Below are 15,287 nucleotides of genomic sequence, written 5' to 3'. Positions count from 1 at the left end.
TCAAAGCCGGATCTCCATGCCGTCCTGCGCGACCTCCCAGCCGGCGTCGCGCAGGATCGCGCGTTCCGGGCTGTCGGCCAGCAGGGCGGGGTTGGTGTTGTTGATGTGGACGAACACGCGCCGGCGGACCGGGATGGTGGCGAAGGCCTCGACGGTCGAGCCCGGCCCGGTCATGGGCATGTGGCCCATCCGCCGGCCGGTCTTGGGGCCGGCGCCGAGGGCGATCATCTCCGCGTCGTGGAACAGCGTGCCGTCGAACAGTACGCAGTCCGCGCCGGCGAGGCGCTGCCGCAGCGTATCCGTCATCGCCGCGCAGCCCGGGATGTAGTGCAGCGTCCCGCCCCCGGCCGAGACGGCGATGCCGAGCGCCTCCCCGTCTTCGGCAAGGCCGGGATCGGCGCCCTCCTCGGCGAAGAGCGGCACCTTGCCCGGCACGGCATAGGGCGTGACCGCGATGCCGAGCGCCTCGACCGCCTGCCCGGGCAGGATCGCGCGGCGGCCGACAAATTCCGGGTTCAGGGCACGGAAGATCGGGTTGGCGTCGAGCACGGCCAGCGTCTGGGGCGCGGCGAGGATCTCGAAGGGCTGCCGTTCCCGCAGGTGCAGCAGGCCGGCGAGCGTATCGACCTCCGCCCCCGTCAGCAGCACGGCGCCGATCGGCGAGTTGCGCAGCGTACCGGGGCGGGGATGCAGCGCGGGGGTGGCGGCGATCTGCTGCCGCAGGTCAGGGCTGGCATTGATCAGCAGCCAGCGCTCCCCGTCGGCCGAGACGGCGATGCTCGCCTGCGTACGGGGGGGCGCGGCCGGGTCGCCGGCACGCGCGCGCAAGCAACCGGATCCGGCGGAATTCCATTGCGGAAATCCACCGCCGGCGGCGGCCCCAAGGACGATCACCCGGAGCATGAAGCGGCCCCGGGCGGCCTGTTCAGCCGATCTCGGCGCAGGCGTAGCTGTTGATCTCGAGGGCGAGGGAGATCTCGACGATCTTGGGCGTCTTCCAGGCCATAAAGGAATCCTCCGGTTGTGGCCGGCCCACCGCCGGCTGCCCATAGGATGGCCCCGACGCGCCGCGACATCAAGCGATCCCCCCCCCGGCCGGGCGGGGGGCCTCGCGGCTATTTCGAGAGCGCCGTCCGGTCCGCCACCAGGGCGCCGGTCGCCGAGCGCCGCAACTTGCCCTTCTGCTCGAGCGTGGCGAGTGCGCGGGAGAGCGTCTCGGGCGTCATGCCGAGGCGTGCGGCGATCGCGGCGCGCGGCTCGGGCATCGCCGCATTGCCCGTGCCGGCTTCCTCGGAGACCCGGTGCGCGAGGAAGCGCGCCACGCGGTCTTCCGCCGTGCGCAGCTTCACGTCCACCACCTGGTCGACCATCAGGCGCCAATGCCGCGCCAGCAGCTGGGTCGTGGCCTTGCAGAGATCGTGGGACCGGCTGACGCCCTCCCGGAAGGCGTCCGCAGGGATCATCAGGACCCGGACCTCGGTCAGGGCAACGGCGGTGGCGAGATAGGGAAGCCGGAGCACGACGGCGGCGGCCAGGAAGACCTCGCCCGCCCCGAACAGTTCCACCATCGTGCTGCCGGATCCCTCGACCTGGGCCTGCAGGCCGACGCTGCCTTCGAGCAGCATGTGCAGGAAATCCGGCTCGTCCCCCTGTTCGAACAGCCGCGCGCCGCGCGGCAGGATCTGGGTGAAGGACGCCCGCAGCACCTCCGTCATCGCGGCGGCGCCGGCCGCCTGGAAGAAGGGGGAGTTCTCCAGCAGCGTGCGGGTGCGGGAGGCGTTGGGCATGGCGGGTTCCCCGTCGGTCCGCGCATCAGGCACGGCCGGGTCATGGTGTGCCTTGATCTGAATCAATGGCTTTTCCGGCCAGCGTCATGGCGGTCCTTGCCACACTTGGCTTTGGCGCGAAATCAGGGCCGCCGGGCGCGTCTTGCTTGATCAGGATCAATCGTCCTGCCCGCCTCCGATCCGAAGAGTTCGCCTGCCTCCATCGGATGAGAGAGCAGGGCATGTCACAGCAGAGCGTCACGCCAGCGGGCTTCGCGCCCGATCCCGGCGCACAGTCCAGGGCGTTGTGGTTGTCCACCATCGCCTTCACCGTCTGCTTCGCGGTCTGGACGATCTTTTCGATCATCGGCGTCCAGCTGAAGCGCGACCTCGGCCTGAACGAGACGCAGTTCGGCCTGCTGGTCGGCACGCCCATCCTCACGGGCAGCCTGATCCGGCTGATGCTGGGCATCTGGGCGGACCAGTATGGCGGCCGCGTGGTCTACACCGGCACCATGGTCGCGGCCGCGGTCGCGACCTTCCTGCTGGTCTTCGCCTATGACTACCCGACCTTCCTGCTCGCCGCGCTCGGCGTCGGCATCGCGGGCGGGTCCTTCGCCGTCGGCATCGCCTATGTCTCGAAGTGGTTTCCGAAGGAGAAGCAGGGCACGGCGCTCGGCATCTTCGGCGCGGGCAATGTCGGCGCGGCGGTGACGAAGTTCCTCGCCCCCGTGATCATGGTGGCCTTCGGCTGGAAGACGGTCGCGATCGTCTGGGCGATCGCGCTGCTGGTCACCGCGGCCGCCTTCTGGTTCATGACGCAGGACGACCCCGACCTCGCCCGCCGGCGCGCCACGGGCCAGAAGCCCGAGCCGATCTCGGCGCTGATGGAGCCGCTGAAGAACATCCAGGTCTGGCGCTTCAGCCTGTACTACTTCTTCGTCTTCGGCGCCTTCGTGGCACTCGCGCTCTGGCTGCCGCGCTACATCATCGACACCTACGGCTTTTCCATCACCGCCGCGGGCATGATCGGCGCGGCCTATTCGGTGCCGGCGTCGATCTTCCGCGCCTATGGCGGCGTGCTGTCGGACCGCTACGGCGCCAGGCGCATCATGTACTGGACGCTCGGGGTGTCGGTGCTGGTGAGCTTCATCCTCTCCTACCCGCCGACCACCTACGTGGTGCAGGGCATCCAGGGGCCGATGGAATTCCGGCTCGAGACCGGCGTGATCCCCTTCATCCTCCTGGTCTTCGTGCTCGGCTTCTTCATGAGCCTGGGCAAGGCCGCAGTGTACAAGCACATCCCGGTCTACTACCCGAACCGCGTGGGTCCGGTCGGCGGCGTCGTCGGCCTGATCGGCGGCCTGGGCGGATTCATCCTGCCCATCGTCTTCGGCCTGCTGAACGACCTGACCGGCATCCGGCAGTCCTGCTTCATGCTGCTGTTCCTGATCAGCGCGGTCGCGCTGGTGTGGATGCACATGGCGATCCTGCGGATGGAGCGCGAAGCGGCCGCCCCGGCGCTCGAACGCCTGCCCGAACTGCCGGAGATGCAGCCGATCCACGGCGCGGCGCAGCAGGGCGCGCTGCGCGGCCACGCCATCGCCGACTGGCGGCCGGAAGACCCGGCCTTCTGGGAGGCACAGGGCCGCGCCATCGCCCGGCGCAACCTGTGGGTTTCCATCCCCTGCCTGCTGCTTGCCTTCGCCGTGTGGATGGTGTGGTCGGTGGTGGTCGCGAAGCTGCCGGCCGTCGGCTTCCGCTTCGACACCGGCCAGCTGTTCTGGCTGGCAGCGTTGCCGGGCCTGTCGGGCGCGACCCTGCGCATCTTCTACTCCTTCGCCCCACCCATCTTCGGCGGGCGCCTGTGGACGACACTGTCGACCTGGTCGCTGATGATCCCGGCGCTCGGCATCGGCTTCGCCGTGCAGAATCCGGCCACGCCCTACTGGGTGTTCCTGGCGCTGGCGCTGCTCTGCGGCTTCGGCGGCGGCAACTTCGCCTCCTCCATGGCCAACATCTCGTTCTTCTTCCCCAAGCGGGAGAAGGGCAACGCGCTCGCGCTCAATGCGGGCCTGGGCAATCTCGGCGTCAGCGTCGTGCAGTTCGTCGTGCCGCTCGTGATCACCGCCGGCGTCTTCGGCGCGATCGGCGGCGATGCGCAGCCGGTGCAGGGCGGCTCGACGCTCTGGCTGCAGAATGCGGGCTTCATCTGGGTGCCCTTCATCGCGGCGGCGGCCTTCGCGGCCTGGTTCCGCATGGACGACCTGACGTCGATGAAGGCGTCCTTCGCCGACCAGGCCGTGATCTTCCAGCGCCGCCACAACTGGATCATGTGCTTCCTCTACACCGGCACCTTCGGCTCCTTCATCGGATACTCGGCGGGCTTCCCGCTGCTGGCCCGGACCCAGTTCCCCGAGGTGGACGCGCTGCAGCTCGCCTTCCTCGGCCCGCTGGTGGGCGCGCTGTCGCGGTCCATGACAGGCTGGGTCTCGGACAAGTGGGGCGGTGGCCGGGTCAGCCTGCTGGTGTTCATCGCCATGGCGGCCGGCGTCTACGGCGTCATCCACTTCATCGGCATCAAGGACCAGCCTGGCGCCTTCTGGGGCTTCTTCGCGAGCTTCATGTTCCTGTTCTTCGCCTCCGGCGTCGGCAACGCCTCCACCTTCCAGATGATCCCCGCGATCATGGGCAAGGATATGGCGCGGCTGATGCCGGAACTCGACGCGGCGCAGCGCCGGACGCAGGCGGAGAAGGAAAGTGCCGCGATCATCGGTTTCACCTCCGCGATCGCCGCCTATGGCGCCTTCTTCATCCCCAAGAGCTACGGCACCTCGATCGCCATGACCGGCAGCCCGGTCGCGGCACTCTGGGGCTTCCTCGCCTTCTACCTGATCTGCATCGCCGTGACCTGGAGCGTCTACACGCGCCGGGGCGGCCTGCTTCACGACATCGAGCGCGGCCGCGCCAGCGCGCCGCCGGCCACGGCCTGACCGGGAAGGACCTGAACAGATGAGCCACTTCCTCGACCGCCTGACCTATTTCAGGAAATACGCCGGCGGCTTCAGCAACGGCCATGGCGAGACGACGACCGAAAGCCGCGCCTGGGAGGACGCCTACCGGTCCCGCTGGGCGCACGACAAGATCGTGCGGTCCACCCACGGCGCCAACTGCACCGGCTCCTGCTCCTGGAAGATCTACGTCAAGGGCGGGATCGTGACGTGGGAGACGCAGCAGACCGACTACCCGCGCACGCGCCCCGGCCTGCCGAACCACGAGCCGCGCGGCTGTTCCCGCGGCGCCTCCTACTCCTGGTACCTCTATAGCGCGAACCGGGTGAAGTACCCGATGATCCGCAAGCGCCTGCTGCGCCTGTGGCGCGAGGCGAAGGCCCTGCACGCCGACCCGGTGAAGGCGTGGAGGTCCATCCAGGACGATCCGTCGAAGCGGCGCGAATACCAGCAGGTGCGCGGCCAGGGCGGCTTCGTCCGCGCGGCCTGGGAGGAAGCGGAGGAGATCATCGCCGCCGCCAATGTCCACACCGTCAAGCAGCACGGGCCTGACCGCGTCATCGGCTTCTCCCCCATCCCGGCGATGAGCATGGTGAGCTACGCCGCGGGCAGCCGCTACCTGTCGCTCATCGGCGGCGTCTGCATGTCCTTCTACGACTGGTATTGCGACCTGCCCCCCTCATCGCCGCAGACCTGGGGCGAGCAGACCGACGTTCCCGAATCCGCCGACTGGTACAATGCGGGCTTCATCATGATGTGGGGCTCGAACGTGCCGCAGACGCGCACGCCCGATGCCCATTTCATGGCCGAGGCGCGCTACCGCGGCACCAAGGTCGTGACCGTCACGCCGGACTACTCCGAAGCCTCGAAATTCGCCGATCTGTGGCTGCACCCGAAGCAGGGCACGGATGCCGCCCTCGCGCTGGCCATGGGCCATGTGATCCTGTCCGAATGGCACGCGAAGGGGCGCGGCGACTACTTCCTCGACTATTGCCGCCGATACTCCGACATGCCGATGCTCGTGATGCTGACGGAGAAGGACGGGCGCCTGGTGCCCGACCGGCAGCTGCGCGCATCGGATCTCGCGGACAATGCCGGGGAGGCGAACAACCCCGACTGGAAGACCGTCGCGATCGACGACGCGACCGGCGCGGCCTATGTGCCCACGGGCTCGATCGGTTTCCGCTGGGGCGAGCAGGGCAAGTGGAACCTCGAGGGCCGCGACGCGAAGTCGGGTGCCGAGGTGACGCCGCGCCTGACGCTGGCCGGTGCCGCCACCGCGCCCGTCACCTTCCCCTATTTCGGCGACGGCGCGGTCGAATTCTTCAACCCGACCAGCCTCGGCGACACCGTCACGCATGAGGTGCCCTTCACAACCGTCGCCCTCGCCGATGGCAGCACCGCGAAGGTCGCGACGGTCTACGACCTGTTCCTGGCCAACTACGGCGTGACGGGCACGGCGGACTACGACGCCATGGCCCCCTACACGCCCGCCTGGGCGGAGGCCGTGTGCGGCGTGCCGCGCCAGCAGATCATCACCGTCGCGCGCGAATTCGCCGACAACGCCGAGAAGACGCGCGGCAAGTCGATGGTCATCCTCGGGGCGGCGTTGAACCACTGGTACCACTCGGACATGAACTACCGCGGCATCATCAACCTGCTGGTGATGTGCGGCTGCATCGGCCAGTCGGGCGGCGGCTGGGCGCATTACGTGGGGCAGGAGAAGCTGCGCCCGCAATCGGGCTGGATCCCCGTCGCCTTCGCGACCGACTGGGCGCGGCCACCGCGCCAGCAGAACAGCACGTCCTTCTGGTACGCGCATACCGACCAGTGGCGCTACGAGACGGTGCAGGTGAAGGACCTGCTCTCGCCGACCGCGCCCAAGGCGATGAGCGGCGCGCTGATCGACTTCAACATCCGCGCCGAACGGATGGGCTGGCTGCCCTCCGCGCCGCAGCTCGTGCGCAATCCGCTGGGGATCGCCGCGGAAGCCGAGGCGGCCGGCATGCCCGTGCCGCAATACGTCGCCCAGTCGCTCAAGTCCGGCACGCTCGAGATGTCCTGCCAGGACCCCGACCATCCGGCAAACTGGCCGCGCAACCTGTTCGTCTGGCGGTCGAACCTGCTGGGGTCCTCGGGCAAGGGGCACGAGTATTTCCTCAAGCACCTGCTCGGCACGCAGCACGGTGTGCAGGGCAAGGACCTGGGCGAGCAGGGGGCGGCGAAGCCTGAGGAAGCTGCCTGGCACGACGAGGCGCCGAAGGGGAAGCTCGACCTGCTGGTGACGCTCGACTTCCGCATGAGCACGACCTGCATGTACTCCGACATCGTGCTGCCGACGGCCACCTGGTACGAGAAGCACGACCTCAACACTTCCGACATGCATCCCTTCATCCACCCGCTTTCGGCGGCGGTGGATCCGGCCTGGGAAAGCCGCACCGACTGGGCGATTTTCCGAGGTATCGCGAAGCGGTTCTCCGCGATGTGCGAGGGGCATCTCGGCCGCGAACGCGACACGGTCCTGACGCCGCTGATGCATGACAGCCCGGCCGAGCTCGGCCAGACGCACCAGGTGCGTGACTGGAAGAAGGGCGAGGTCGAACCCATCCCCGGCAAGACCATGCCCGCCGTCACCGTCGTCGAGCGCGACTATCCGAACACCCATGCGCGCTTCACCGCGCTCGGGCCGCTGATGGACAGGCTCGGCAACAACGGCAAGGGCATCGCCTGGAAGACGGAGCACGAGGTGGAGTTCCTTCGCCACCTCAATGGCGAGGTCGAGGTGCCGGGCGTCGAGGGCAAGCTCGCGCGGATGGAATCCGACATCGACGCCTGCGAGACGCTGATGCACCTGGCCCCCGAGACCAACGGCCATGTCGCGGTGAAGGCATGGGCGGCGCTGGGCAGGGCCACCGGGCGCGACCACACGCATCTCGCGACGCCGAAGGAGCACGAGGCCATCCGCTTCCGCGACGTGCAGGCGCAACCCCGCAAGATCATCTCCTCCCCCATCTGGTCGGGGCTGGAGAGCGAGGAGGTCTGCTACAACGCCGGCTACACCAACGTGCATGAGCTGATCCCCTGGCGCACGCTCACCGGGCGACAGCAGCTGTATCAGGACCATCCCTGGATGCTCGCCTTCGGGGAGGCGCTCTGCCTGTATCGCCCGCCGGTGGACCTGCGCGCGCACGGCCCGATGCACGGCGTGAAGCCGAACGGAAACACGGAGATCGCGCTCAACTTCATCACGCCGCACCAGAAGTGGGGCATCCACAGCGTCTACACGGACAACCTGCTGATGCTGACGCTCTCGCGCGGCGGGCCGATCGTCTGGCTCAGCGAGATCGACGCCGCGACCATGGGCATCGAGGACAATGACTGGGTGGAGGCCTTCAACGTCAACGGCGCGCTCTGCGCCCGCGCCGTCGTCTCCCAGCGCGTCCCGAAGGGGATGATCATGATGTACCACGCGCAGGAGAAGATCGTGAACGTGCCGGGCAGCGAGATCACGCATGCCCGCGGCGGCATCCACAACTCGGTCACCCGCGCCACGATCAAGCCGACGCACATGATCGGCGGCTACGCGCAGCTCGCCTACGGCTTCAACTACTACGGCACGATCGGCACCAACCGCGACGAGTTCGTCATCGTCAGGAAGATGGCGAATGTCGAATGGCTCGACGGCCCGCGCGTGACACCCCAGGCAGCAGACCTCAAGGCGGCGGAGTAACGGCCATGAAGATCCGCGCACAGATCGCGATGGTGCTCAACCTCGACAAGTGCATCGGCTGTCACACCTGCTCGGTCACCTGCAAGCAGGTGTGGACCAGCCGCGAGGGCGTCGAATACGCCTGGTTCAACAATGTCGAGACCAAGCCCGGCATCGGCTACCCGAAGGACTGGGAGAACCAGGACAAGTGGAAGGGCGGCTGGACGCGCAAGCGCAACGGCTCCATCCAGCCGCGCATCGGGGCGAAGTGGCGCATCCTCGCCAACATCTTCGCCAATCCGAACCTGCCGGAGATTGACGACTACTACGAGCCCTTCACCTTCGACTACACGCACCTGCAGACCGCGCCGGAAAGCGTGACGATGCCCGTCGCGCGCCCCGTCTCGCTCATCACCGGGGAGCGGATGGAGATCAAGTGGGGCCCGAACTGGGAGGAGATCCTGGGCACGGAGTTCCGCAAGCGCTCCAAGGACCGCAACTTCGACGGCATCCAGAAGGAGATGTACGGGCAGTTCGAGAAGACCTTCATGTTCTACCTGCCGCGACTGTGCGAGCACTGCCTCAACCCGGCCTGCGTCGCCTCCTGCCCGTCGGGGTCGATCTACAAGCGGGAGGAGGACGGCATCGTCCTGATCGACCAGGAGAAGTGCCGCGGCTGGCGCATGTGCGTCTCCGCCTGCCCCTACAAGAAAATCTACTACAACTGGCAGTCGGGTAAGGCCGAGAAGTGCATCTTCTGCTACCCGCGCATCGAGGCGGGCGAGCCGACCGTGTGCTCCGAGACCTGTGTCGGCCGCATCCGCTACCTCGGCGTGCTGCTCTACGACGCCGACCGCATCGCGGAAGCGGCGAGTGCGGAGAACGAGCAGCAGCTCTACCGCAAGCAGCTGGACATCTTCCTCGATCCCTCCGACCCGCAGGTGATCGAGCAGGCGCGCCGCGACGGCGTGCCGGAAGCCTGGCTCGAGGCCGCGCGCAACAGCCCCACCTACAAGATGTGCATCGACTGGCAGATCGCCTTCCCGCTGCATCCCGAATACCGCACGCTGCCGATGGTCTGGTACGTCCCCCCGCTCTCCCCCGTGCAGTCCGCAGTGGAAGCCGGCCATGTCGGCTGGAAGGACGGACTGCCGGACATCGAGAGCCTGCGCATCCCGGTGAAGTACCTCGCCAACCTGCTGACGGCGGGGGCGGAGGCGCCGGTCGTGCTGGCGCTCCAGCGCCTGATGGCGATGCGCATGCACATGCGGGCCCGTACGGTGGAGAACCGCGACGACGCGGAGATCCTGGCGAAGGTCGGCCTGACCCGCGCACAGGTGGACGACATGTACCAGACGCTGGCGATCGCGAACTACGAGGACCGCTACGTCATCCCGACCACGCATCGCGAATACGCGGAGAACGCCTTCGACCTGAAGTCGTCCTGCGGCTTCAGCTTCGGCCAGGGCTGCTACGACGGGCGCACCGTCGGCAACCTGTTCAGCGCCTCCGGCCCCTCGGCCGGGCGCATGGCGCCGCCCCGCATCCGCGAGGCGCATGAAGCCGCCCAGCAGCAGGAGCCTGCGAAGTGAACAAGCGCCTCGCCATCCTCTCGCGCCTGCTCCGCTACCCGGATGCGGATCTGCGCGCGGACCTGCCCGACATCGCGGCGGCCATTCCCGGCGCCGGCTTCCGCGCCAACCTCGTTCCCCGCCTGCTGCGCCTGCCGCGCCGCCTGGCGCAGGGCGACGGGCTGGATCGGGAGGAAGCCTATGTGCGCCTCTTCGAGCGCGGCCGCGGCACCTCCCTGCACCTGTTCGAGCACGTCCATGGCGACACCCGCAACCGCGGCCCCGCCATGATCGAGCTCGCGCAGGTGTACGAGCAGGCCGGCTACGCGCTCGATGCGCGGGAGCTGCCGGACTTCCTGCCGCTCTTCCTCGAATTCTGCGCGGTGGCACCCGAGGACGTCGCCGGCAACCTGCTCACGCATTGCGCGCCGATCCTCGACGCGCTGCATGCGCGGCTGCTCGGCCGCGGCAGCGCCGAGGCGCGGCTCTACGCCGTCATCCTCGCCGCGACGCTCGCCGAGATCGGCGCGACGCCCGCCCAGGCGCCGACGCAGGAGCAGGAGCGGACGGACGCCGAGGAATTCGCCGAGCTCGACGCGGCCTACGAGTCCGAGCCCGTCGTCTTCGGCCCGGAATCGGACCCCGACAAGGAAGGCGCCCGCGCCAAGGTCGCCGCCATGATCCAGCGCCTGCGACATTTCCGCGGGCCTTCCGCCACCGCCCGCTGAAGGAGAGCGGAGATGTTCGCCATCTGGGACGCTTTCACCGACTACCTCCACGGCTTCCTCTTCGGCATCTACCCCTACATCTGCATGGGCGTGTTCGTGATCGGCTCGCTCATCCGCTTCGACCGGGACCAGTACACTTGGCGGTCGGGCTCCTCGCAGATGCTGCGGGCGAAGCAGCTTCGCTGGGGCAGCAACCTGTTTCACTTCGGCATCCTGTTCCTTTTCTTCGGCCATTTCGTCGGACTGCTGACGCCGCACTGGGCCTATGAATGGCTGATCGACCCGGCGACGAAGCAGCGCGTCGCGATCATCGCCGGCGGCATCGCCGGCGCGGTGTGCTTCGTCGGGCTCACGATGCTGCTCCATCGCCGCCTGTACGACGACCGCATCCGCCGCACCTCGACCTACGCGGACACCTTCATCCTGCTGCTGCTCTGGGTGCAGCTCTGCCTCGGCCTCGTCACGCTGCCCTTCTCCTTCGGGCATCGCGACGGCGGCGTCATGCTGCTGCTATCGGCCTGGAGCCAGGCGATCGTCACCTTCCAGCCGGGCGCGGCGGACCTCATCCGCGGGCTCGACTTCCCCTACCACGCGCATCTCGTGCTCGGCATGACGCTCTTCCTCGTCACGCCCTTCACGCGGCTCGTGCACATCTTCTCCGCGCCGGTCTGGTACCTCTTCCGCTCCTGGCAGATCGTCCGGGTGCGCGGCGGCGCGACCAACCGGCCCGGGCCCGTCGCGCGCCCCGGCGCGCAGCCGGCGGAGTGACGCCCATGACCGTCCGCTTCCAGCCGCCGCCGCAGAAGCCCGCCGCGCCGGCCGACCCCGCCTGGCCCGAGCACGACGTCGTCGTGAACGGCACCACCATCCCGGCGCGCGACATCGCTGCCGAGATGCAGCACCACCCCGCGGCCTGCGCCGAGATCGCGTGGGAGAACGCCGCGCGCGCCCTCGTCATCCGCCGCCTGCTGCTCGACGCCGCGCGCGCCGGCGGCCACGCGGAGGCCGAGGACGAGGAGGAGGACGCGATCGACGCGCTGCTCGCCGCCGAGATCCGCATCCCTGACCCGGACGATGCCGCGGCACGGCGCTGGCATGCCGCGCATCCCGAGCGCTTCGGCACGCCCGAGGCCTGGGACGCCTCCCACATCCTGATCGCCGCGGACCCCGAGGTGCCGGAGGAAAGGGCGGCGGCGCGTGCGAGGGCCGAGGCGCTGCTCGTGGAGCTGACCGCCTGCCCCGGCCGCCTGCCGGAACTCGCCAGGCTGCACTCCGACTGCCCGTCGCGCGAGGAGGCCGGCCATCTGGGGCGCATCGAGCGCGGCAGCAGCGTGTCGGAGTTCGAGACCATGCTTGCCGGCCTCGAGCCCGGCCAGGTCTGCCCCGTGGTGGTCGAGACGCGCTACGGCATGCACCTCGTGCACCTGCACCAGCACACGCCGCGCCGCGCCGCCGAGTTCGAGGAGGCGCGCCGGCAGGTGGTGCGCGACCTCCGCCACGCCGCCTGGACGGCGGCCGTTCGCCAGTACATCGCCGTGCTGGCCGCGCGCGCGACGATCGAGGGCTTCACGCTCGGCGCCGATGGCGAGGCGCGCGCGGACGGCCCGTTGGTGAATTGAACGAGGGAGGAGGAGGCGCACGCCATGGGCGGCCCGGATGCCCTGTTCGGCTCCCTCGACCCGGCGCTTCTTGCCGATCCGCTTGGTTTCCTCAGCGCCGAGCATGCGCGGCAGCGCGCGCTGCTCGGGCATCTCGAACGCTTCGCGCGCAACCCCGCGCGGCCGGGGCGCGTGGCGATGGCGCGCGCGCTGGCCGCCTGGCTGGCGAAGGACCTGCCGCTGCACCTGCGCGACGAGGAGGAGTCGCTGTTTCCGCGCCTGCCCGACGGCATCGCCGCCCTGGTCGGCACGCTCGCGGCGGAAGGCCGCGCCGCTGCGCGGCAATGCGCGATGCTGCAGGCGGATCTCCTCGCCATCGCCAGGGGTCAGCCGGTGCCCGCGCGCTTCCTGCCGGCGGCGCTGCACTTCGCTGCCGCCTATCGCCGCCACCTCGCGGTCGAGGAGGCGGACCTCCTGCCCGCGGCGCGGCGCAGCCTCAACACCACCGAGCGCGACGCGATCGCCCGCGAGATGGCGGCCCGGCGCGACCAGGGAGAGACCTATGCCTGACCGGATCGAAGCATGGCGGGGGCGGCGCTGACATGGCCCGCCGGGATCCCGGGCCGCCGCGGGGCGGCGCGCTGCGGCGCCTCGTCGAAGGCTTCGACCGCTTCCGCGGCCAGCATTTCGACCAGGACCACGATCTCTACGACGCGCTGCTCGACGGGCAGCGGCCGGAGGTGATGGTGATCGCCTGCTCCGACAGCCGCACCGACCCCGCCATCATCTACGGCGCCCGGCCCGGCGAGCTCTTCGTCATCCGCAACGTCGCCGCGCTGGTGCCGGAATACGAGCGGGACCATCGCCCGCGCGGCACCTCCTCGGCGATCGAGTTCGGCGTGAAGGCGCTCGGCGTGCGGCACATCATCGTGCTCGGCCATTCCTTCTGCGCGGGCGTGCGCTGCCTGCTGGAACACGATCATGGCGGCCAGCGCTTCGAATTCGTCTCCGACTGGGTGAACATCGCGCGCGAGGTGCGCGAGGAGATGGACGGGCTCGTCACCGACGCCGACCGCGCCGTGGTCGCGCGCCGGGCCGAGCAGGCGACGGTGCTGGCAAGCCTCCGCCACCTCGCCACCTATCCCTTCGTCGCCGAGGGCGTGCGCGAGGGGCGCCTCGCGCTGCATGGCTGGTACTTCCACTTCGGCTGGGGGCTGCTGCAGGCGGCGCAGACACCGGACGGCCCGTTCCTCCAGGTGGATGGCGGCGCGACGCCGCGCCCGGCGCTCGGCCTCGCCGAGGCCGGCGTAACCCCGGCCGCCATCGGCCTCGCCGCGGCGCTCCGCTGCGACGACGCGGCGGGCTGACCCCTCCGGGCTTGCCAGACCGCGTCGCGCGGGGTTGAACCCCGGTCCCTTCGGACCGCCCCGCGCATGCGCCCCGCCATCGGCATCGACTTCGGCACCACCAACAGCGTCGTCGCCATGCTGCGGCCGGATGGCGGCTGCGAGACGCTGCGCCACGCGACGGGCGAGGTGTTCCGCTCCGTGCTCTGCTTCTGGTCCGGAGCCGATGGGCGGATGCGCCACGCCGCCGGGCCCGCGGGCATCGAGGCCTATCTCGACGATCCGCTCGGCAGCCGGCTCATCATGTCGCTCAAGAGCTACCTGGCGCAGCGCAGCTTCACCGAGACGCGCATCTTCGGCCGCGCTTGGCGGCTGGAGGATCTCGTGGCGCTGTTCCTGCGGGAGTTGCTCGCGCCCTTCCGTGCGGAGCTGGACGGCGCGCGCATCGTCGTCGGCCGGCCGGTGCGCTTCGTGGGCGACGCGGATGGCGATGGGCTCGGCGAGCGGCGGCTTCAGGCCGCCTTCGCGGCCGCCGGCATGCCGGACGTCGTGTTGGCGCTGGAACCCGCCGGTGCCGGCCATCGCTTCGCCGCCGGGCTCGACCGCGCGGCGACGGTGCTGGTCGCCGATTTCGGCGGCGGCACGAGCGACTTCTCCGTCCTCCGCTTCGACCCGGGCCCGCCACGCCGGGTCACGCCGCTCGGCCATGCCGGCGTCGGCATCGCGGGCGATGCCTTCGACTACCGCATCATCGACCATGTCGTCTCGCCCGCGCTCGGCAAGGGCGGCAGCTACGCGGTCATGGGCAAGACGCTGCCGGTGCCGCCCGGATGGTTCACGAGCTTCGCGCGCTGGCACCACCTGTCGCTGATGCGCGCGCCGCGCACGCTGCGCGACATCGCCGAGGTCGCGCGCACCGCCGAGCATCCGGAGCGGCTGCGCCGCCTCATCCGCCTGATCGAGGACGAGGCGGGCTACGAGCTCTACCGCGCCGTCTCGGCCGCCAAGAATGCGCTGTCGCGGGCCGGGGTGGCGACGCTGCGCTTCGCGCATGGCGACTTCGTGCTGGAGGCGCCGATCGAGCGCGCCGCGTTCGAGGGCTGGATCGCGCCGGACCTCGCCCGGATCGCGGCCGCGCTCGATGCGGCGCTGGCCGATGCGGGGCTCGCCGCCGCGCAGGTGGACCGGGTCTTCCTCACCGGCGGCACGTCGCTGGTGCCGGCCGTCCGCCGGCTGTTCGAGGAACGCTTCGGGCCGGCGCGCGTTGCGGGCGGCGGCGAGTTCGTGTCCGTGGCGGAGGGCCTCGCGCTGATCGCGGGCGAGATGGGCTGAGGCGGCACGCCGCGGCGCCTGGCCGCTGCGCCCTCGCAAGTCAGCCTGTCGCGTCGCATCCCGCGCAGGTCAGCAGCCCGCGTCGTTCGCGCGCGGGCTCGACGAGGTAGCCGCAGCGCAGGCAGTTCGCGCCGTCATCGGTGGTATCGAAGGGGTCGGCGACGGGCCGCGCCTGTGGCGCGGCAGCCGCCTTGCGCGGCCTGCCGGGGCCGCGCCGCGGCTCGGG

13 protein-coding genes are annotated in these 15,287 nt (G+C 69.9%); 9 read left to right on the top strand and 4 right to left on the bottom strand.

Annotated features, from left to right (window positions below; genetic code table 11):
• The 3 genes from pqqB to HW577_RS03155 all read right to left on the bottom strand — a co-directional run bounded on the left by pqqB (position 1) and on the right by HW577_RS03155 (position 1,787).
• Entirely contained in the window at positions 1-903 is a 903-nt protein-coding gene (gene pqqB, locus HW577_RS03165; RefSeq protein ID WP_198374610.1) for a pyrroloquinoline quinone biosynthesis protein PqqB, read from the bottom strand.
• 22 nt (positions 904-925) lie between these two features.
• Positions 926-1,036, bottom strand: a complete 111-nt coding sequence (gene pqqA, locus HW577_RS03160) for a pyrroloquinoline quinone precursor peptide PqqA (RefSeq protein ID WP_198374609.1) — start codon at positions 1,034-1,036, stop codon at positions 926-928.
• Between the two features lie 79 nt (positions 1,037-1,115).
• Positions 1,116-1,787 (bottom strand): cyclic nucleotide-binding domain-containing protein, encoded by a 672-nt coding sequence (locus HW577_RS03155; protein WP_198374608.1) that lies wholly within the window; start codon positions 1,785-1,787, stop codon positions 1,116-1,118.
• Between the two features lie 221 nt (positions 1,788-2,008).
• Between HW577_RS03155 and HW577_RS03150 the strand changes: the two genes are divergently transcribed.
• From HW577_RS03150 to HW577_RS03110, 9 genes are all read left to right on the top strand, one after another.
• Complete coding sequence (locus tag HW577_RS03150; RefSeq protein WP_198374607.1) at positions 2,009-4,759, top strand: nitrate/nitrite transporter; 2,751 nt, start codon at positions 2,009-2,011, stop codon at positions 4,757-4,759.
• Positions 4,760-4,778: 19 nt separating this feature from the next.
• On the top strand, positions 4,779-8,507 hold the full coding sequence (locus HW577_RS03145) for a nitrate reductase subunit alpha (RefSeq protein ID WP_198374606.1): 3,729 nt from the start codon (positions 4,779-4,781) through the stop codon (positions 8,505-8,507).
• 5 nt (positions 8,508-8,512) lie between these two features.
• On the top strand, positions 8,513-10,078 hold the full coding sequence (gene narH, locus HW577_RS03140) for a nitrate reductase subunit beta (protein WP_198374605.1): 1,566 nt from the start codon (positions 8,513-8,515) through the stop codon (positions 10,076-10,078).
• Entirely contained in the window at positions 10,075-10,785 is a 711-nt protein-coding gene (gene narJ / locus HW577_RS03135; protein WP_198374604.1) for a nitrate reductase molybdenum cofactor assembly chaperone, read from the top strand. The genes narH and narJ overlap by 4 nt, the downstream gene beginning before the upstream one ends.
• A 12-nt stretch (positions 10,786-10,797) precedes the next feature.
• Positions 10,798-11,553 (top strand): respiratory nitrate reductase subunit gamma, encoded by a 756-nt coding sequence (narI, locus tag HW577_RS03130; RefSeq protein ID WP_198374603.1) that lies wholly within the window; start codon positions 10,798-10,800, stop codon positions 11,551-11,553.
• A 5-nt stretch (positions 11,554-11,558) separates the two neighbouring features.
• Positions 11,559-12,404, top strand: coding sequence for a peptidylprolyl isomerase (locus HW577_RS03125; RefSeq protein ID WP_198374602.1), 846 nt, complete (start codon positions 11,559-11,561; stop codon positions 12,402-12,404).
• A 24-nt stretch (positions 12,405-12,428) separates the two neighbouring features.
• Positions 12,429-12,953 (top strand): hemerythrin domain-containing protein, encoded by a 525-nt coding sequence (locus HW577_RS03120; RefSeq protein WP_198374601.1) that lies wholly within the window; start codon positions 12,429-12,431, stop codon positions 12,951-12,953.
• 32 nt (positions 12,954-12,985) lie between these two features.
• Positions 12,986-13,750, top strand: coding sequence for a carbonic anhydrase (locus tag HW577_RS03115; RefSeq protein ID WP_198374600.1), 765 nt, complete (start codon positions 12,986-12,988; stop codon positions 13,748-13,750).
• 66 nt (positions 13,751-13,816) lie between these two features.
• Positions 13,817-15,061 (top strand): Hsp70 family protein, encoded by a 1,245-nt coding sequence (locus HW577_RS03110; protein WP_198374599.1) that lies wholly within the window; start codon positions 13,817-13,819, stop codon positions 15,059-15,061.
• Positions 15,062-15,101: 40 nt separating this feature from the next.
• Here the strand turns inward: HW577_RS03110 and HW577_RS26415 are convergent.
• A partial coding sequence (locus HW577_RS26415) for a hypothetical protein (protein ID WP_232474644.1) occupies positions 15,102-15,287 on the bottom strand: 186 nt, incomplete at its 5' end.

The sequence above is a fragment of the Neoroseomonas rubea genome, assembly GCF_016106015.1.
GTDB lineage: Bacteria > Pseudomonadota > Alphaproteobacteria > Acetobacterales > Acetobacteraceae > Neoroseomonas > Neoroseomonas rubea.
Note: the sequence above shows the minus strand (reverse complement) of the source record. Positions and strands in the feature narration are given on the sequence as shown.

Excerpts from the sequence above, each read along its gene's own strand:
- pqqB (WP_198374610.1), bottom strand. The coding sequence starts at position 903 with ATGCTCCGGGTGATCGTCCTTGGGGCCGCCGCCGGCGGTGGATTTCCG.
- HW577_RS03155 (WP_198374608.1), bottom strand. The coding sequence starts at position 1,787 with ATGCCCAACGCCTCCCGCACCCGCACGCTGCTGGAGAACTCCCCCTTC.
- HW577_RS03150 (WP_198374607.1), top strand. The coding sequence starts at position 2,009 with ATGTCACAGCAGAGCGTCACGCCAGCGGGCTTCGCGCCCGATCCCGGC.
- HW577_RS03145 (WP_198374606.1), top strand. The coding sequence starts at position 4,779 with ATGAGCCACTTCCTCGACCGCCTGACCTATTTCAGGAAATACGCCGGC.
- narH (WP_198374605.1), top strand. The coding sequence starts at position 8,513 with ATGAAGATCCGCGCACAGATCGCGATGGTGCTCAACCTCGACAAGTGC.
- narI (WP_198374603.1), top strand. The coding sequence starts at position 10,798 with ATGTTCGCCATCTGGGACGCTTTCACCGACTACCTCCACGGCTTCCTC.
- HW577_RS03125 (WP_198374602.1), top strand. The coding sequence starts at position 11,559 with ATGACCGTCCGCTTCCAGCCGCCGCCGCAGAAGCCCGCCGCGCCGGCC.
- HW577_RS03120 (WP_198374601.1), top strand. The coding sequence starts at position 12,429 with ATGGGCGGCCCGGATGCCCTGTTCGGCTCCCTCGACCCGGCGCTTCTT.
- HW577_RS03115 (WP_198374600.1), top strand. The coding sequence starts at position 12,986 with ATGGCCCGCCGGGATCCCGGGCCGCCGCGGGGCGGCGCGCTGCGGCGC.
- HW577_RS03110 (WP_198374599.1), top strand. The coding sequence starts at position 13,817 with ATGCGCCCCGCCATCGGCATCGACTTCGGCACCACCAACAGCGTCGTC.